This window comes from Rhodopirellula sp. UH5, from assembly GCF_056839225.1.
Genome location: NZ_CM166390.1, coordinates 2315322 through 2333126, shown reverse-complemented (window position 1 = coordinate 2333126; position 17805 = coordinate 2315322). Strand labels below are relative to the sequence as shown.

Genomic DNA, 17805 nt, shown 5'->3' with positions numbered 1-17805 from the left:
AATGCGAGAGATTTCGATGCGGCAGACGATCGAATCTGCCTACCCTCGCAATTCGATTCCCAGCGGCAAGGTGTCTCCAAAGACAGCCTGTTGTTCTTCGTGGTCGAGTTGGCCGCCGTTCTTGACCAGTTCGGTCCAGTGATCCGGGGCGTCCAGCCGATCCAGCAGACTCAGGGCGCGGTCACGTGTGGGGTGATCGACATCACGAAAACGGTCGTCGCAGCGTCGGGTCATCTGCGTGATCGCGAATGCGGCTGGCCGCCTGGTTGCGTCGTCCTTGGTTTCAAGCGAGCGAGAATGAGCGAGTTTTTGGATCCAGTGCGAGACGTCCGTGGCTGGGACGATCAAATTCAGCGGCCCATATGCCAGCACGCGAGACGCGAGACGGCCAAGCGTCCAAAACAAACTGGGGTACAGCGGCGACGCTTTCTTGCGATCCAGCGAGTCCATGACGGCGGTTGCGAAGCTTCGTTTCTGATCGATTGGAAGCCATTCCAGGGAACCGATGGTACGCCACGCTTCATTGGCTTCGGCCATGTCCTGGTTGCTGGTTCCTGCCAGCAGCCATTTGCCCAGCGATGTCGCCAGTTGGCTTTGCTGGCCCGCGGTCATCCCGCCCGCGATGCGTCGCCACATCACATAGGATTCAGCGCGGACTTGATGGTCCGGGTGGGAGATCTTTCCGTAGATCATTCGCCAGGTCTGAGAGGTTCGCCAGTCATCGACCGCGACGCCATATCCAGGACGCAACGCGAAACCGGCCAGGTTCAACCACCGCGACTCGTGGGCGGGTGAGCGTCGGCGGTTGTCTTGAACCTCCATCAGCGTTTCCCACAATTGACGCAGGAGCGCCGGTGGCCATTGATCGCGAGAATTGCCCAGTGTGGTTTGCAGGCGTTTGATCAGCAGGGAGGGCTTGAGCGATCCGTCCACAAAGACACGTGAAATCAGCTGCCGGCATTCATCGAGCGTTTCTTCATCGACGATCCCGGCCGATTCACCGACGTAGTCGTGCGATTCTCGGTCGGTTTCCAATGTTCCCCGAATATCAAATTCCAGCCGCCATCGTTTGTCATTGGAAACGCAGAAGAGTCCAACGGTGCCAATTTCAGAGAGTTCTGATTCGATCACGATTTGCATCGTGGATTGGTCGCGGCGTTTGCGATCTTTGAGTGCCGTTTGGATGGGCGGCAACGCGGTCATGGTGTTGGGGTCGATGTCGACGATGTCACCCGGACGGTCGGCCAAACGTGTGCTGCTGACCCAGAGTGGAAAACTGACGGGCACGCCAACTCGCAAATCCATTGGGACTTGGTCGATGCGATAAGATTGCCCGGCTTGCGCGTCCGCGGGGATCACGCACACGGCTCGCGGCGGGTTCTGTTCGATCTGCATGAAGTAAGTTCGCGCCAGGTTCGCGGCGATCCGAACCCCGTGCCCCCGACGAACCATGGCGTAGTGGGCGGCACCTTGAGCAACTGCCAGATCCAAGCGAGCGGATTCCAAGACGGCTGGTTCGGAAAACCACTTCGTCAGCGAACCGACCACTCGTTTGCGAATCGCCGGCGCGGTGAGCACGCCACCGTTGAAGAGGACCAAGTTGACTTGGTCGCTGTCCACGAGATCCGCCGCGTCTGCCGGTTGGTCATCCAGACCGGTGCGACGATGTTCGCGAAGAAATTCAGCGAGGTGTTTGGTGACGGCGGGGTCCGCTGCGTAAGGCAGGCCAACCTCTTGGAATCCGCTCTGTTGCGAATCGACTTCCGAGGTCATCTCGACGTCGGGGAAAAATCCGTCGAGCAACAGAGCGTCGACTTCCTCTGCGGTCATCTCAACGCTGAGTCCGCCACCGATCAACGAGGAGCCCTCGCCGGGCAAGTGAATGGTCGTGCACTCCGGTCGCGGTTCTGACAGGAACGTTTCTTTGGTTTGGCGTGCCGCAGCCAACAGTTGTTGCCATTGCCGTGGTGACAGCGTGCGTCCAAGTTTGTCTTCCGCTGCTTTCGCGACGGCCAGGTCCAGGTTGTCTCCGCCGAGAATCAGGTGTTTTCCCACGGCAACGCGGTGGAACTGAACCACGTTGGATTGATCGTCTTTGTCCGCAGGACGCACTCGAATGAGGGTCAGGTCGGTGGTGCCTCCGCCGATGTCGCAGACCAGGATGAGCTGGCCGACCTGAACCAATTCTTGCCATTCGTCGCGGTGCCGATCCAGCCATGCGTAAAAGGCAGCCTGGGGTTCTTCGATCAATTGAATGCGGGGCAACCCAGCCATCTTTGCGGCGCGGATGGTGAGTTCACGTGCGACTTCGTCGAAGGAGGCTGGCAACGTGATGACGATGTCTTGTTGGGACATCGGATGCGTGGGGTGTGCCGCGTCCCAAGCATCGACCAGATGTTTCAGGTAGCTGGCCGATGCGTCGGCGGGAGAGCGGCGTGGAACATCGTGATCTCCGTGCCATGGCAGTAGGTCCGCGGTGCGATCCACGCCTTCATGAGACAGCCAGCTTTTGGCCGAAGCAATTTGACGTCCGGGATGCAGCAGGCCAGCCACGCGGGCGTACTCACCGACGCAGGATGCCAGGCCAGCGTCCGTTGGGTTCAGCCACGGATGGGCGTCGCTGTGGGGGAGCTGTTCTGACGGGTGAAGCGTGTAGTGAAACGAAGGCAACGTGGGTCTGGATTCCGCCACGCCCAGATCGACCCATTGAGGCACCAAAAACGTGCGGACGGCAAAGTCCGTGTTCGCACCTTCCCTCGCTTCGTCTTGCGAGACACTCTCCGGGGAAGAGGGATGTTTGGGATCAGATTCCGTTCCCGTGGCTTCGGTATCGACGTATGCCAGCACGCAATTGGTCGTGCCGAGGTCGATGCCGATGCAGTAGCGTGAGGGGAGCTGGTCGTCTGGTTCGGACGATGGGACGCGTGAATTCATGCCGTCTTCCTAGGACTCATCTTCTTGGCGAGCGTTGAATTCGAGTTTCCAACGACGGTCACCCCGTTTGTCGTGGCACCAGAGTTCAAACATCCCCAGTTCGGTCACGCGAGATTCGAATTGCACCGGGACGAAGCTGTGGGCCGCTTCGTTTTCAGCGGCAGGTGAATTGGGATCCCCGCCTTCGGATCGATGGTGATCCAAAGTCAATTCAATGGGTTCGCTCTCTTGCAATTCGGTGGGACTCCAGCGGTCCAAGCGATCGCCGGGTTTGTCGCTGGCGCGCGTCGTGGAGGAGAAGAATCGGAATCGAGCGGGGGTGCCAACGACGACTCCCACCTCTTGTCCTGGAACTTCCGCTTGGGTTCCTTCTTCCATGCCTTGTGCTGCCACACAGACCGCACGCAGGGGACGGGGAGCCCCAGGGATCGCCATGCCGGCGGTTTCAATGCCAATGTAAAACGCTTTGGCTGTGCCGCCGCGAATTCGGATGCCGCCATTGGATTTGGTCCAACCATAGTAGGCCGCACCGATCGCAACGGCGTCGTTGAGGTCATCAGTGGAGGACAACGTTTGGACGTCTGTGTCGGTCCAAGAGGAGAGCGTTGACTCCAGTCTTTCACGCATCACGGGACTTCGAAACACGCCGCCGTTGAGCAGCAGGTGCGTGACCGGCCCGTGGCTTTGATCGTCTTCTGGTTCACCCTTGTGATTGAGAACCGATTGATCCGATAGAAACGCTGCAATGTGTTTGGTGATCGCCGGATCCGACTCATATGGCAACCCCACGTCTTGAAAGCCGCTGACCACGTTGGCTTGCGGGCGTTCCTGCGGAGCGCACTGAGGGAAGAACCCGTCCAGCAAAAGCGTTGCCGCATCGCTGCGTTTCATCTCGGTGGTGATCGTGCCACCGATCAGTGAGCTGCCGCGACCGAGAACGGAAATCGATTGGGAATCGGGACCGTCGTGGCTGAGCAATCGTTCTTTGGCATCGCGACAGGCGTGCCAGAGAGAAGTGCTTTGCCAGGGGTCCAAGTCATGACCGGACTGCCGGAATTGCTCGGCGGCTTGATAGGCCAGGGCGAGGTCCATGTTGTCACCACCGACCAACAAGTGATTGCCGACGGCGACTCGTTGCAGTGTCAATTCGCCGTCTTCTTCGTGCACGCCAACGAGTGTCAGGTCGGTGGTCCCACCGCCAACGTCAACGACCAACAACGTGTCTCCGTTGTTGAGTGATTTTCGCCAACTGCCGTCGGTCGATGCGAGGTAGCGATAGACGGCGGCTTGAGGTTCTTCCAGCAGGACAAAGTTTTCATTCAGTCCTGCGCGGATGGCCGCGCGGCGTGTCAATTCGCGTGCGGCGGGGTCAAAGGAGGCTGGAACGGTCAGCACGACCTGTTGTTGATCGATGGGGGCATCCGGGAACTGAGACTGCCACGCAGCCACCAAGTGACGCAGGAAAATGCCGGTGCATTCGACCGCTGAAACTCGCGGGATCTCATCGGGCGATTGCCATGGGAGAACGGGCGAATCAGGATCGACCTTGCGTTGACACAACCAACTTTTCGCGGCCACGATGACGCGTTGTGGGTTGTCAGCGGCTTGTTGCCGCGCGTAAACGCCAGCGACGCCTTCGGTGGACGACGGGAACCGAGCGTGATCGCTGGTGACTTCCAACGAGTCGACTTCTTGATCCCGGGGCAAGTAGAGAAACGACGGCAACGAGGTTCGCGATTCGACCTGGCCGGACGCGACGACCTGGGGGATCGGCAGCAGTTGGATCTCAGGGGCTTGGTCCGCCCCGTGGGCTTCCACATCGGATTGGGGGACGTAGGCAACCACACTGTTGGTCGTGCCCAGGTCGATCCCGATGCAATATTTTTGCTCGCTCATGATGATTTAGTTTTGCTCTGAGAGTGCAGCGAGGGCGTCGAGGACCTGTTGGTCGTGGCCGTCGACGCGAACACGTTTCCAGACCTTGACCACTTTGCCGTCGGCGTCGATCAAATAGGTCGAGCGTTGGATTCCCATCGATTTCTTGCCGTAGAGGTTCTTCTCTCGATAGGCACCGTATTTCTCGCTCATGGCATGGTCTTCATCGACCAGCAATGGAAACGGCAGCTCAAATTTTTCGCGAAACTTGACATGGCTTTCGGCGGAATCGGTGCTGATTCCGAATAGCTGTGCTCCGGCCGCCTGCAAGTCGCCGTATCGATCTCGGAAGGCGCAGGCCTCTTTGGTGCAGCCAGGCGTGTTGTCCTTCGGGTAGAAGAACAAAACGACCGGGGAACCAGCCAGATCCTTCAATTGGACGGTTTGCCCGTCTTGGTCTTGGAGCGCGAAGGCGGGGGCCTTTTTGCCGGGATCGATGAAATCAGCCATGATGAGACGCCCCATTTGGGGGCATATGGATTGAAAGGAGGCGGATGGATCAACGCATTGTTTTCGATCGGTCAACTTGTCGCCAGCGGGGGCGGTTGGGCCAAACCAATGGATCGCATCCGAAGCGGGAAATCGGGCCAGATTCAGCCGTTGGAAAGGCAATTGCCGGGTGCCCCCCACAAATAAACGCGTTACACTACGGGGCAATTCCAAGACGTGGGATTGCTCCACCCTCTTCCTTCACCACTCGCATGAAAGTTGTTTGAACTTGTCTGATCAACCGACCTCTTCCTCCAACGACACCCCATCAGTTGATCCCATGGCTCATCCCAGTCGGGCGATTCGGCCGCACGGATTGGAAGAAGCTGCGCAAACTGGCGACGGAAGCCGCTCGAGTCGCGTTGGACAACAATGGTCAAGACGTGACGGTCTTGGACGTGAGTGAGCAATCCGCCGAGTTTGATTTCTTCGTCATCGCCACGGGAACCAGTCGCCGTCAATTGCACGCCATCAGCGAGCAGACCGACGACGCGCTTGAAAAAGGGTTGGGTGACCACCGGCAAGGAATCGAGGGCTATCAGGAAAGCAGCTGGATCGTGCTGGATTATGGCAGCGTTGTGGTTCATCTGTTTGATGAAGAGACTCGTGAGTACTACGACCTGGAGTCCTTGTGGGCGGATGCCACGCCCATTCCGTTAGCGGATCTTGGTTTGACCCAACGCTGAATTGCGTTTGGATGTCCCATTTCTTTTTCTTCCCCACCTCCTCTCCAGGTGTGTAGGTTCGATGCATCTACCCAATGTTCTTCAGGCTCGTTTTGTCCAAGCCCTCGAGTCGTTGACGGACTCCCCGGGCGATTTCGCAGGCATGATTCGTGCGGCCGCGGATCCCAAGTTTGGCGACTACCAATCCAATGCTGCGATGCCCTTGGCGAAAAAAGTGGGGAAATCGTCTCGAGACGTTGCTGCGGAATTGGTCCAAAATCTCAATGTGACGGACCTCTTTGAGGAACCTGAGGTTGCCGGACCTGGGTTCATCAACCTGCGTTTGAAGGACTCGGTCCTGTTTGATTCGATTCAGCAAATGTTGTTGGACGATCGAGTGGGCGTGTCCAAGACCTCCGCCCCCAAGAAAGTCGTCGTTGACTTCTCCTCGCCCAATGTGGCGAAACCCATGCATGTGGGGCACATTCGCAGCACCGTGATCGGGGATTGCTTGGCCCGGACGCTGCGGTTCTATGGTGAAGAGGTCATCACCGACAACCATTTGGGGGATTGGGGCACCCAGTTTGGCATCATCATTTATGGTTACCGTCACTTTGGTGACCCCGGAAAAGTCGCGGCCAACCCCGTGCCGGAATTGTCCTCGCTCTATCGGCTCACCAATCAACTGATTGAGTATCAAAAGGCCAAACGATCTTTGGTGACGATCGCGGACAAGTTGATTGCCGCGAAACAGGATGCTGCGGACGCGAAGTTGGCCGCCGATCAGGCGGAATCCGATGAAAGTCTGAAGCCCAAAGACAAGAAGAAGTTGCGGAAGAACGCAGACGCAGCGAGTCGGCGAATTGCTTCCACGGAAGCGGAACTCAAGTCCTTGCAGGACAAAGTTGCCGCGGTCGACAACGACCCCGACTTGTCCAAATTGGCGGCGGAGCACTCCGATGTGGATGTGGCTGTCCTTCGAGAAACGGCCAAATTGCACGAAGGCGACGCTGAGAACTTGGCGTTGTGGAAGGAGTTCTTGCCGCATTGCCAAGACGAGATCAACCGCATTTACGACCGGCTGAACGTTCAGTTTGATCATACGCTCGGTGAGAGCTTCTATCACGACCGTTTGGCAGGCGTGGTGGAGGAACTGACGAAACTTGGTTTGACAACCAAGAGCGACGGGGCGATCTGTGTCTTCCTTGAGGGCTTTGACAGCCCCATGATCATCCAGAAACGCGATGGAGCATTTCTATACGCCACGACGGACTTGGCGACTCTCCAGTACCGTCGTGACGAGTTCCAGCCGGACGAGATTCTCTATGTGGTGGATTCACGACAGGGCGAACACTTCCGAAAGTTCTTCGCCATGGCGGAACCACTGGGCATGGAAGGCGTTCAATTGGTCCATGTCAATTTCGGAACGGTGTTGGGGCCTGATGGTCGTCCCATGAAGACTCGCAGTGGATCTTTGATTGGCTTGGAAAGCTTATTGAATGACGCCGTGAATCGGGCGAAAGAAGTGGTTTGCAATCCGGACCGATTGGCGACGATGGATCCCCCAATGGGCGGAGAGGAACAGCAGCAGATCGCCGAAATCGTCGGCATTGGCGCGATCAAGTACGCTGATCTCTCACATCATCGGACCAGTGACTACAAATTTGACGTCGATAAAATGGTTGCTCTTGAGGGCAACACGGCGACCTATGTGCAGTACTCTTACGCACGAACTCAAAGCATTTTAAGGCGGGCCTCGGATGGCAAAGCCCTGCCCGCATTTGAACAAACGATTGAGCAAGCCAGCGCCACTCAAACGATGAACTTCACGCATCCCAATGAGCGTTCTCTGGCCTTGATGCTGATGCGATTTGAAGAAGCGGTCGAACTCGTGCGACTGAATTATGCCCCCAACGCGCTTTGTGATTACTTGTTTGAAACCGCCAAGACCTACTCTTCTTTCAATGAAAGTTGCCGTGTGCTTGGCAATGATGACCCCGCTGTGATGCAGACTCGATTGGCCCTCGTGGTGTTGACCGGTCGGGTGCTTAAGAAGGGTTTGTCGCTGTTGGGAATTGACGTTGCCGAACGTATGTAAGCGTTCTTCTATGACTATGTTATCTAATTTATGTCAGTTATTGCCTTTGAAGCATTGACAGTAACAGCGTTTTTTATAACGTGTGGCGAAATAGAGTTTTCGAAACACACTTATGGAGTTAAACGTGGCCAAAAAATCTGGTGGACCCAACAAGTCGCAATCGATTCGTGATTACTACGGTGCCAACCCCGACGCCAAGCCAATGGAAGTTGCAGCTGAGCTGAGCAAGAAGGGAATCGTTGTCACGCCTGCTTTTGTTAGCACAGTGAAGTCCACCACGATGGGCAAATCCGCGAAGAAGTCCGCTCGCAAATCGGCCAAGAAGCCGGCCGCCAGCGTGAAGAAGACCACCGGTGCGAAACGCGGCCGACCAGTCGGTAGCACCAACAAAGCCACCAGCAATGAAGTTTCGCTGGATTCGCTGATTCAAGTGAAGAAGATTGTGGAAGAAATGGGCAGCGTGCAGGATGCCAAGAACGCCTTGACCGCGCTTGAAAAATTGATGGGCTGAGACTCACTGAATTGAGTCCCCTCATTGCACCATCCGAATGACGGATTGCATTTGCAGCGAACCAGTCTCCTTGGTTCGCTGTTTTTTTATGCGCCATCACCGACGTCTTCCTGGAGTCCTTGCAGATCCCCTGCTCAACCCGGATGGACCATCCTTTTGGACGCCCGGTGACGATCCCTGCAGGGCGACTATTTCGGGAAGTCGAGGATGCCTTCCCAGCCTGGTGGGGCGATTCGATGGTGTTGGAGGATCAAACGAAGGAGAACGTCTTTGGGCCGGTCCCAAGCGGGAAGTTCCAGGAGCCGTTGGTAGGCCGAGTCCCAGTCCCCGCTGGCAAATTCGTCCCAGCCCTTTTGATAGGCGTCGATTTGAGAGTCTGTCAAATTCTGGTGCTGGCCGCTGGGGACGACCAATTGATAGACGTCGACCGGGGTCTTCATTCCTGCGACTCGGACCCGTCCCAATTTGCGTCGTCGAAACCTCTGGCTGTCTTCCGAGGTGGAGGTCATGTCGAGCCATGCCTGCAGCGCGTTGGCGGACACATCGTCCATCAGGACTTCGACCCCGAAGTGTTTCGTCAGGCCTTCTAAACGACTGGCCAAGTTCACGACCGGTCCAAAGGCCGTGACTTTGACTTGGTCGACCGTTCCAATTCGCCCCGCGACGGCGGACCCGGAGGCGATGCCAATGCCGCACCGGAATTCGGTTTGTCCGGTGGCGTAGTCCATCCGGATTCCCGCCGCAGCACGAGCGGCCGCGAGCACACTGGCGACCAGCGGTGCGGAGGCCGTGAGGTCTTGATGGGGTTCGGGCAGCTGCAGTTCAATGGGCCAGCCCCAGAATCCCATTGCGGCATCACCATGGAAATCGCCAATCACACCCCCGGTGTCGAGGATGTGACGTGTCATCACACCGAGCGCCGCGCTGACCTGCTCGAGCAACAACAGCAATTGATCGCTCTTCATTTCTGAGGTGCGTGAAAAACCTCGAAGGTCACAGAACATCACGGAGAGTTCGCATTGGCGGGGTTGCAGCCAACTCTGGGGGTCCTGTCCTGAGAGAGCGTCCAAAACCACGGGAGCGAAGAAACGACGCATCGCCAAGTGGCGTTGTTGGAAGTGGGAGGTTTGCCGAATTCCTGAGATCAGCGACCCCACCACTTCGGCAAACTTGACGTCGTCGCCCAAGCGATCCGCCAGGGTGGCAGAGTCGTCGGCGAGTTCTTTCCAGTTGGATCCGAGTGCACGCGACCCCGCCACGTAGATGGCCCATCCGGCACAAGCTTCGCTGCTCAGGGGCACGCAGAACGCCCAGTCCACGTTTTCTGCGGCGGTGAATTCGACGCCGCCGCTGCGTTCGGTTTCCCAAAGATGCAGGACGCTTTCTCGGCGCTGCAGCGCGGTGGTGACCAAGCGAGAGCTGACCGCATGTTGTTGGAGGTCATTCTCTCGACAATCGTAATGCAACACTTTCATATCGGAAGGTTTCGCCGCCGAGGATCCCGTTTGATTGGCAAGCGGTTCGTCGGTTCCGGTTCGATCAGCGACTTGGGCACGGACGATCGCAACGGCCGAAGCAGAGGGAGTCGCTCGCAACAGAGTGTCCGAAACTCGCACCAAGAGTTCCTCGTCATCGACGCTGCCGGCGACGATGTCGGGAAGGCGAGCCAACAATTGGATGCGTCGCCGGGTGTCGCGGAAGTCTCGTTCACGCAAAGCGGAGGAGGCGAAGGCCATTTCCGTGACACCTTCTGCGCTGCGGTTCATGTCCTCGCGCTGAGCGTGCGGGAGGGGCCCGGGACGCGGCGTGGACGAATCGACGGCCCGTTCCTGGATGGATTGGTCGCGGGAGGCTTGATCGACTTGGTCGGTGAATCCAGGGCGACGAGCCAGTGTGAAGGTGGTTTCGCCGATCACGAAGTGCTCCCCCGGAACGACCACGAACCGGTCTCGCGGACGCCCTCGAAAAAAGACAGGGTTGCGTGCTCGAGCGTCCCGGTGAACTTGGACGCGATCGTTGCTCAGCACAGTCAAGATCGCGTGACAACGCGAGATCGATGGGTCCCAGGGGACTTGCCAGTGGATGGTTCGGGTTCGACGTCGATCACGCTGGGGAAGGTGTTCGCGTTCCGATGAATCGGGATCCGCCGAGTCGGTGTCTGAGGCACCGCCAGCTGAAGGTTGGATCTCCATTGGTTCCGGAGTGCCGGATGATTGTCGGCCCAAGAGGACTTCGGCGCCGGCAATCAGATCGGGAAGGCCTTTCCGCCATCGGAATCCATCCCCGGCACCTTGAGCGATCAAATCAGGCATGTTTCGAAGGCTTCCGTGAATGAACCATGAGGCAGGTTGGTGACGCGACCGTTCTTTTCAATGTCCCGCAAAGCACCCGGTCCCGCAGAGTACCCGATCGAGAAGTGTCCGGCAGAACTGGGGGCGAATCGGTGGGGGACACCTCGCTGCATTGAGCGGAGACGAATGGTCGTTTTTGCGATGTGAAAGGGGGCTCGTCGTGTTCGGCACGATGTTTGATCCTGGAGACGCGACGTTCGCATTGACGGGGCAGGTGCAACAGGAATGAAAGGCCTTGCTAGGCGTCGTCCCATTGTGCGGCGGCTCTTCCTGCGGCGCGGCCGGTGCTGAACGCTGCCTGGAAGTTGTAGCCGCCGATCCAGCCATCGACGTCCAGGATTTCTCCGGCGATGTAGAGTCCCTTCGCCAGCCGGCTTTGCATGGTCCGCGGATCGACCTCACTGAGTTGAACACCGCCGGCGGTGACTTCCGCTTTGGCAAACCCACGTGTTCCATTGACGGGAAGGTGCCAGCGTTTGAGTTTTTCGATCATGAGGTTGCATTCTTTGCCGGGCAGTTCCGCCAGTTTGCATTGGGCGTTCGCCGGATGGCTTTGTTCGCATATGGCCAGCGCCAATCGAGATGGCACCCATTGTTGAAGAATGGTCGCGATGGTTCGCTTCCCTGCATCGCCTGATCGCTTGCTCAGGATCTCCCGAATTTCCGCTTCGCTGGTTTGAGGTGTGAGATCCAGACGCATCGTGGAGTCTTGAATTCGGTCGTAGGCGGTCATGACGCCGCTGACATCCATCGCGGCGGGGCCTGAGAATCCAAAGTGGGTGAACAGCCAGGAGGATCGGCGTTCCAGTTTGGGTTTCTTGCCCGCTCGGTGGTCAGGGGTGAAGACCGAGACATTGACGTCTGGCAGGGTGAGGCCGGAGAGTGCGTGCGTCGCTTCGTTGCCGCCAACCAGTGGAACCAATGCGGGGCGTGGAGCCACGATGGTGTGCCCCAGGGCTCGCAACCAGTCGTATCCGTCGCCTGTGGTGCCGCAGCCGGGCCAGCTCTTGCCTCCGGAGGTCACGATGACACGGTCGGCCTGGAATTCTTGAGCGTTCCCGTCCGATTCGGTGGCAACGCACCATCTGTGTTGGTCCCCCGAAGGTGGCTGGATGCGTTGGACGGAGCAGCGGAGTTCCAATCGGGCGCCCGCGTCCAGCATGGATTGATGCAGCGCGTCTCGAACGTCCACCGCTCGGTTGCTGACCGGAAAAATTTTGCCGGTCTCTTCGCGTTTGGTGGCCACACCGAGACCGTGAAACATCTCGATCACCTCGGAGGGGCCGAATTTGCCAATGCTCGGCTGCAAGAAACGTTTCGCGTGCCCGAAGGCTTGGGTGATTCCTTTGGCGTCTGTGTCGTGCGTGATGTTGCAGCGCGTGCCACCGGACATCAGGATTTTGACGCCTGTTTTGGTGTTCTTTTCCAGGACGGTGACGCGAGCACCCGAGCGGGCAGCTTCCGCTGCCGCCATCATCCCCGCGGCTCCGGCACCCACAACGACAACGTGGGGCTCGGTCGATTGGTTTGCCGCGGGTGTCAAAGTTCTCGGGTCCTGTGGGGTTCGGCGAGGCCTGTGCGATCCGGCAGAGAGGATGGGGGAAAGTCCCGATTCAGCCTTCAATACGTCTGGGTGAGAGACATTGTGTCGCGGCCCCTGCCATTCGGTGGGGCGGAACAGCAAATCTGAATTGCATTTTGCTGCTTGATTAACTAATTCTGATCTTACCTTACAAGCGATGACTCGTTCACACCCTCAATTTCCCAAAGTGAAATGAGCAGTTCCAGTCCAGACGCCTCCTGCGATGCATTCCGTTTTTCAGAGGCTCGCGCTCTCATCGGAGACTTGCAGCGGCCCAATCAAGCCATCTACTGGGTGGACTTTTTGTGCTCGATTTTGGTGGGCCACGTGTTCCTGCACGGCATCTTTTTGTTGCCTTGGTTTTATGGATTCACGCCGCAGGTCTGGGCGGGGATGGCTGTTTGCTATGTGCTGACCCTGATTCTCTACATGCGGGCACTGATGTTCATTCACGAACTGGTGCACTTGCCGGAGAAAGGCTTCACCGCGTTTCGGGTCGCCTGGAATGCTCTGTGTGGGATCTTTTTCTTTGTGCCCTCGTTTCTCTATTACCCGCACGTCGACCATCACCGGCGGAAGCACTACGGGACGGAGCATGACGGCGAGTACTTGCCGTTGAGCAACCGCGGCCCCTGGCTGATTGCTGTTTTCATCGGGCAAGCACTGGTACTGCCGCTGTTGGCCATCTTTCGTTTCGCGGTGATCAGTCCCATGTGCTGGGTCGTGCCTCGGTTGCGGCCGATCGTTCACAGACACCTGTCGACGATGGTCGTTGATCCATTTTATGAGCGGCCTGATGCTTCGCCCAAAGTGATGCGAATCGTGTTGCTGCAGGAAGCATTGTGCTTTGCCTGGTGCGTTTGGTTTTTGATTCGTGGTGGCATTCTTCGCGATCAATGGCTGGATCCGTTTTGGTTGATTGCCTATGCCGTGGGAGTGGGCATCTTGGTGCTCAACGAAGTCCGCACGCTCGGTGCCCATCGGTGGACCAATGACGGCGGCGAAATGAGTTTTTCAGAGCAGTTGCTGGATTCGGTGAATTACCCCAAGCACGCCTGGGCGAGCGAATTGTGGGGGCCAATCGGCACCCGCTATCACGCTTTGCATCACTTGTTCCCAAGACTTCCGTATCACAACCTCGGCAAAGCTCACCGTCGGCTCACGGAAGGTTTGCCAGCGGAGTCGATCTATCACCAAACCTCCGCGGAATCGCTGGTCTCTGAAATTGCGGCGCTCTGGGCGCGGGCGAGAGAAGCCAAGGAACGCAAGGCGGTTTCGGCGAATGCTTCCGAGTCCACCAACGTGATTGCGTCCACTTGAACGCGGGACCAACCGTCTCGGGAACTCAGGATTTGTTTTCAGGCCACCAGGCCTACTTTTGCTGTCCCGCCAGAGACGTCTGCGGGTGGCGGTCATTCCATGAAATCTCATTGCCCATCGACGATCTCGGCTTTCGTCAGGGAGTGACGGCGGTGGAGCGACTTCGGACTTATGGCGGAGTGGTGTTCTGTCCTGAGTTGCATCTGCAACGTCTATCCGAAACGCTTCGGCTGATCAAAATCGCTGGCGGACCGTCCACGGAAACACTCCGCGAACTGATCGCGGAATGCCTGCGGCAGAATGCGGAACTGGTTCAGCAAATGGATGTGGGCATGACCATCTGGGTGACCGGTGGCAGTCGTCCATCGGGCCCGACCTGGGCGGTCCATCTCAATCCGATCGATCACCGCGCGGTCACCGATCGCCAACTTCATGGCCAGCCCGTGGTCATCACGGAAGTGGTTCAGCCGCCCAACGAGTCCTGGCCGCGGCATGCGAAAGTACGAAATCGTTTGCACTACTACCTGGCCGACATGGAAGCCAAGCGGCAAAATCCGGCGGCGACCGGGGTGCTGTTGGATGCCGATGGCAGCGTGACTGAGTCGAATGTGGCGAATGTAGCGATTGTAAAAGACGGGCATCTGGTCTTCCCACCACAAAAATCTGTGCTCAAAGGGGTGACAATGCATTATCTCCGTCAGCAGGCGGCTAGGATGGGGATCACCTGCCAGGAGGCACCTTTGATGCCTCTCGACCTCCATCAGGCAGACGAAGTGCTACTGATGGGGACCGATACAGGCGTGTGGTTTGCCAGTAGTCTTGGTTACGGGCGTCCTGTTTTTCAAAGAGGGTGTGTCTGTTCGCAGTTGCAGGCCTGTTTTCCAGCTCCCGCGACCGGAGAGGGGGGGGCTCGCTGATCGTTTGTTTAGGTGCCATGGGGGGAATATCGGGCTTGTCATTTGTTCCTTCATTGCGCATATTCACATATCCGATGCTCCTTCTGTTCGCATATGCGAATCAAAGTTTGGCTTGACATCGCTTGCCCCGCGATGTTGAGCCTCTTTGGAAGGTGGTTCTGTGGGGACTGCATTGTGCCCCATTGGCAGTCTCCACAGGCCACCACTTCTTCGTATCTGGTCAAAAAGATGACATGAGGGCTCATTGATTCCATGGTCTTCTTCAAATTGAATGTCCTGAAATTCTGAACGCACCAGTTCAGCTGTCGGATGGCCTTTCAGAGGTGTTACCAGACAGCTACCCTGGGGAGTCGCCAGCTCGTGACCGCCTTGAGCGAATCTGAACTGATTGGATTCTTCCGCGGTGTTTTTCTCCCCATGGGGGGCGAGGCTTGGCATGGTCCAGCAACTAGTCACCGCAATGCATCGCATCGCATACCGCCGCCCATTCGCCGAAGATCGGCTGGGGGTGGATCGATGGTTGAGCACTCAGTTCAGCACCTGTTCGAGCGCTGGATTGTCGGGCGGCGACTCCGCAGTTGATTGGACGAAGGTTCCACTTCAATCCTTTCGTGTCTCGCTCACAGAATTGCGTCTTGAGTCAGGGGTTTTGATACTGGATCAAGGTTGCCGGTTGGTCGCCTGGAATCAAACACTCGAAGATCTGTTTGTGGAGGTTGAATTCCGTGCCATGGAGTTCTTGCCTGACAGTCTTCCCGCGGCGATTGTCCAGATGCTGGGGCTTGGAAGCGAGCTTGTCTCGTCGGGCGCGACTGATTTGGACTACTCCTTCCAAGCAGAAGATGATCGCGACCGAAGATGCCTGTGGGATGTGTCCAGCATACGACTCGATCTCAATCTGGGTGCCGGTGCGATCTGTGCGATGTTGATCCGGCCGGTTGCGCTGTTGAAGACCGACGCGGCGGAGGAAGGGCCATCCTTGAGCGAATCGCTGTTGGTGTTCCAGCAATTTGACTCCGTCGATCGGCAGATTTGCGAGGCCATCGCGATGGGGGACACAACCAGCGAAATTGCCACCGTGGTCGGTCTCACCCGTCGCTCCGTTGAGGTGAGACGAGCCAAGATTCTGGAGCGTCTTCAGTTCACCCGTCCGGTTGAGATTGTTCGTTTGGTGGTCCGGTTGGAAGAAAACGGTTTGCTATAGGGACCGAGTTCTTGGCGGGCATGCCAGCGTGGTGTCGAAGAGGTGTTGTCTGAATGCCTTGGTTGGAATCGGGATGTGTGGCGAATGCCAACGCAGCTCTTCTGTCGGGGGACTGCTGCTGACCAGCTAGACCTTGGCGGTCTCAGCAACCTTGAGATTGAAGGCTTCGCAATCGGATGTGATACCGCGGATTGCCAAGCGGTCCTGAATCGATCGCCCTCGTTGGATCACCAATGACATCTCGTGGTCTTCCAGCAAAATTTGAAACTGGTCGGCGGCGATGTGCCCGATCAAATGGTCCGAGCCAAATTCGTCTTTGAGTGCCGCGACGACCTGCGACAAATCCGTCTGAGCGGTGAGTTGGATGTCCACTTGCAGGACATTGGAGGGGCGTCCCAGGCGATTGGCACGTTCGCGTTCTCTTTGAATGAGGCGACTCCAGCCTTCTCGATTGAAATAGGTGGTGGTTGGATCCACCATTTGATGCAGCGATGAGCGATCACTTTTTCGCTGCAATGCTTGCAACTGCAATTCCATCGAAAGGAAGCCACCGAGCAACCGGGCGAGCAGTTGAATCAGGGGCAGATGGGATTCAAATTCTTCGGGCTGGATTTCCGGGTCGATGCCACACAGCGTGCCGAAGAGTTCGCCATCTCGATCCAGAATCGGAACGCCAGCGTAGGACCCAATGCGAAGCTTTTTTGAAATCGTCGATCCGGCAAACTTCGGGATCTGCTGGGCGTGCCGAGCGATCTGAGGTGCGGTTCCCTCAATCATGTGCTGACAAAAAGAATCGGACCACTGAATCATGTCGCCGGAGTCCACGGCATACACGTGATTTGGATCCGCGCGATCGAGCACGATCCAGGCCTCGTCCTCGGTGCGTGTGATCATCCACAGGGCCAACCCGGTGGTTGACTGCAGATGTTCTAAAACCACGCGGCTGGCTTCGCGAAAGTCCAGCGTTGGGGAAAGCATTTCAAGAATCATGGCAAATCATTTGCAACATGGATGACGGGTGGAGGCGGACGACCGCAACCCACCCAAATTCTTCACTATCACGCAATTGTGGCAGAGAGTCCGCTCATGATACTCCCTGAACGATCGCAGGTAGGATCCCAATGTTGTGAGAAAAATGCACTCTCCTGCCGGGGGTGCAAAAAAGGCCGGAAAAAGCAGCCATCAACAAAATGGCGATTTCTGAGGGGCCCTGATTCTGTAAAGTCGCCAGGTTCGTTATCTTACCACCATGCCTGCGGATCCCGATCTCGATACGAACGAATGCCGAACTGCCATTGAGCAGCGTGATGCTGCGTGTTTGGCGGATTGCCTGATGGCTCACTCCTACGTCTTGATTCATCTTCGCGAAGAGGATCCGTCGGACGAATTGGGGGCCCTGACGGCTGAGTTAGAGGGAACGCCGTATCTGGTGGCGTTCACAGGGCAAGCCCAGGCTGCGGAATTCGTGGAGTTGCGGGCCGATCTGTTTGGCGATGACGAAGTCGGCGGTTTCATCGTCGATGGCGAGACTTTGTTGGATTACGTGGCGGATGGGCATGGCTTGCTGCTCAATGCCGATCTGAAATCCATGTGCCGGGTCGATGCCGAATTGATCTCCGATGTCCTGGACGAATTGAACCTGGACTGACGGTTTTGATTGCGGAGCTTTCCGTTGTCAGGCAAGCGTTCGCTCGGAACTACTTTTAAGCAGGTCGGCAGGAGTCTTTCGGCATTTGGACTGTTTCGGTAAGCGTTGTTGCTCCCACGTACAGTCCAGGCCAACGCCCAAACGGCTCACA

General features: G+C 57.3%; 13 protein-coding genes. 7 read left to right on the top strand and 6 right to left on the bottom strand.

What is annotated here, in order from left to right:
- Positions 1 to 39: 39 nt before the first annotated feature.
- Genes UH5x_RS08460 through bcp form a run of 3 tightly spaced genes read right to left on the bottom strand, consistent with a single transcriptional unit; the run spans position 40 to position 5334 of the window.
- Positions 40 to 2934, bottom strand: coding sequence for an Hsp70 family protein (locus UH5x_RS08460; protein WP_482635399.1), 2895 nt, complete (start codon positions 2932 to 2934; stop codon positions 40 to 42).
- A 9-nt stretch (positions 2935 to 2943) separates the two neighbouring features.
- Positions 2944 to 4830 carry an Hsp70 family protein gene (locus UH5x_RS08455; RefSeq protein ID WP_047812816.1) on the bottom strand — a complete coding sequence of 629 codons (1887 nt, stop codon included), beginning with the start codon at positions 4828 to 4830 and terminating at the stop codon, positions 2944 to 2946.
- 6 nt (positions 4831 to 4836) lie between these two features.
- Positions 4837 to 5334: a thioredoxin-dependent thiol peroxidase gene (gene bcp, locus UH5x_RS08450; protein ID WP_047812817.1), complete on the bottom strand. Its 498-nt coding sequence runs from the start codon at positions 5332 to 5334 to the stop codon at positions 4837 to 4839.
- Positions 5335 to 5630: 296 nt separating this feature from the next.
- On the opposite strand from bcp, the gene rsfS reads away from it, so the two are divergent.
- The 3 genes from rsfS (at position 5631) to UH5x_RS08435 (ending at position 8632) form a co-directional block, all read left to right on the top strand.
- Entirely contained in the window at positions 5631 to 6044 is a 414-nt protein-coding gene (gene rsfS, locus UH5x_RS08445) for a ribosome silencing factor (RefSeq protein ID WP_482635398.1), read from the top strand.
- Between the two features lie 61 nt (positions 6045 to 6105).
- Positions 6106 to 8121, top strand: a complete 2016-nt coding sequence (argS, locus tag UH5x_RS08440) for an arginine--tRNA ligase (protein WP_482635397.1) — start codon at positions 6106 to 6108, stop codon at positions 8119 to 8121.
- A 124-nt stretch (positions 8122 to 8245) separates the two neighbouring features.
- Positions 8246 to 8632, top strand: coding sequence for a hypothetical protein (locus UH5x_RS08435; RefSeq protein WP_047813012.1), 387 nt, complete (start codon positions 8246 to 8248; stop codon positions 8630 to 8632).
- A gap of 188 nt (positions 8633 to 8820) precedes the next feature.
- Here the strand turns inward: UH5x_RS08435 and UH5x_RS08430 are convergent, their stop codons facing one another.
- Both UH5x_RS08430 and UH5x_RS08425 read right to left on the bottom strand, forming a co-directional pair.
- The gene (locus tag UH5x_RS08430; protein WP_047812819.1) at positions 8821 to 10944 is read right to left on the bottom strand and encodes an adenylate/guanylate cyclase domain-containing protein; all 2124 of its coding nucleotides are present in this window, start codon (positions 10942 to 10944) and stop codon (positions 8821 to 8823) included.
- Between the two features lie 277 nt (positions 10945 to 11221).
- A complete protein-coding gene (locus UH5x_RS08425; RefSeq protein WP_047813013.1) occupies positions 11222 to 12460 on the bottom strand; it encodes a BaiN/RdsA family NAD(P)/FAD-dependent oxidoreductase in 1239 nt (412 codons plus the stop codon).
- A 297-nt stretch (positions 12461 to 12757) separates the two neighbouring features.
- Here UH5x_RS08425 and UH5x_RS08420 point away from each other — a divergent pair, with 297 nt between their 5' ends.
- The 3 genes from UH5x_RS08420 to UH5x_RS08410 all read left to right on the top strand — a co-directional run bounded on the left by UH5x_RS08420 (position 12758) and on the right by UH5x_RS08410 (position 16006).
- Complete coding sequence (locus UH5x_RS08420) at positions 12758 to 13885, top strand: fatty acid desaturase family protein (RefSeq protein WP_482635396.1); 1128 nt, start codon at positions 12758 to 12760, stop codon at positions 13883 to 13885.
- 110 nt (positions 13886 to 13995) lie between these two features.
- A complete protein-coding gene (locus UH5x_RS08415) occupies positions 13996 to 14802 on the top strand; it encodes an aminotransferase class IV (protein ID WP_482635395.1) in 807 nt (268 codons plus the stop codon).
- A gap of 436 nt (positions 14803 to 15238) precedes the next feature.
- Positions 15239 to 16006 (top strand): helix-turn-helix transcriptional regulator, encoded by a 768-nt coding sequence (locus UH5x_RS08410; RefSeq protein WP_047812822.1) that lies wholly within the window; start codon positions 15239 to 15241, stop codon positions 16004 to 16006.
- Positions 16007 to 16132: 126 nt separating this feature from the next.
- On the opposite strand, the gene UH5x_RS08405 is transcribed toward UH5x_RS08410, so the two are convergent.
- Positions 16133 to 16996 carry a GAF domain-containing protein gene (locus UH5x_RS08405; RefSeq protein WP_482635394.1) on the bottom strand — a complete coding sequence of 288 codons (864 nt, stop codon included), beginning with the start codon at positions 16994 to 16996 and terminating at the stop codon, positions 16133 to 16135.
- A 259-nt stretch (positions 16997 to 17255) separates the two neighbouring features.
- Here UH5x_RS08405 and UH5x_RS08400 point away from each other — a divergent pair, with 259 nt between their 5' ends.
- A complete protein-coding gene (locus UH5x_RS08400) occupies positions 17256 to 17654 on the top strand; it encodes an SseB family protein (RefSeq protein ID WP_047812824.1) in 399 nt (132 codons plus the stop codon).
- The last annotated feature ends 151 nt before the right edge of the window (positions 17655 to 17805 follow it).

Excerpts from the sequence above, each read along its gene's own strand:
- UH5x_RS08420 (WP_482635396.1), top strand. The coding sequence starts at position 12,758 with ATGAGCAGTTCCAGTCCAGACGCCTCCTGCGATGCATTCCGTTTTTCA.
- UH5x_RS08455 (WP_047812816.1), bottom strand. The coding sequence starts at position 4,830 with ATGAGCGAGCAAAAATATTGCATCGGGATCGACCTGGGCACGACCAAC.
- UH5x_RS08400 (WP_047812824.1), top strand. The coding sequence starts at position 17,256 with ATGCCTGCGGATCCCGATCTCGATACGAACGAATGCCGAACTGCCATT.
- UH5x_RS08405 (WP_482635394.1), bottom strand. The coding sequence starts at position 16,996 with ATGATTCTTGAAATGCTTTCCCCAACGCTGGACTTTCGCGAAGCCAGC.
- bcp (WP_047812817.1), bottom strand. The coding sequence starts at position 5,334 with ATGGGGCGTCTCATCATGGCTGATTTCATCGATCCCGGCAAAAAGGCC.
- UH5x_RS08425 (WP_047813013.1), bottom strand. The coding sequence starts at position 12,460 with ATGATGGCGGCAGCGGAAGCTGCCCGCTCGGGTGCTCGCGTCACCGTC.
- argS (WP_482635397.1), top strand. The coding sequence starts at position 6,106 with ATGCATCTACCCAATGTTCTTCAGGCTCGTTTTGTCCAAGCCCTCGAG.
- UH5x_RS08460 (WP_482635399.1), bottom strand. The coding sequence starts at position 2,934 with ATGAATTCACGCGTCCCATCGTCCGAACCAGACGACCAGCTCCCCTCA.
- UH5x_RS08430 (WP_047812819.1), bottom strand. The coding sequence starts at position 10,944 with ATGCCTGATTTGATCGCTCAAGGTGCCGGGGATGGATTCCGATGGCGG.
- UH5x_RS08410 (WP_047812822.1), top strand. The coding sequence starts at position 15,239 with ATGGTCCAGCAACTAGTCACCGCAATGCATCGCATCGCATACCGCCGC.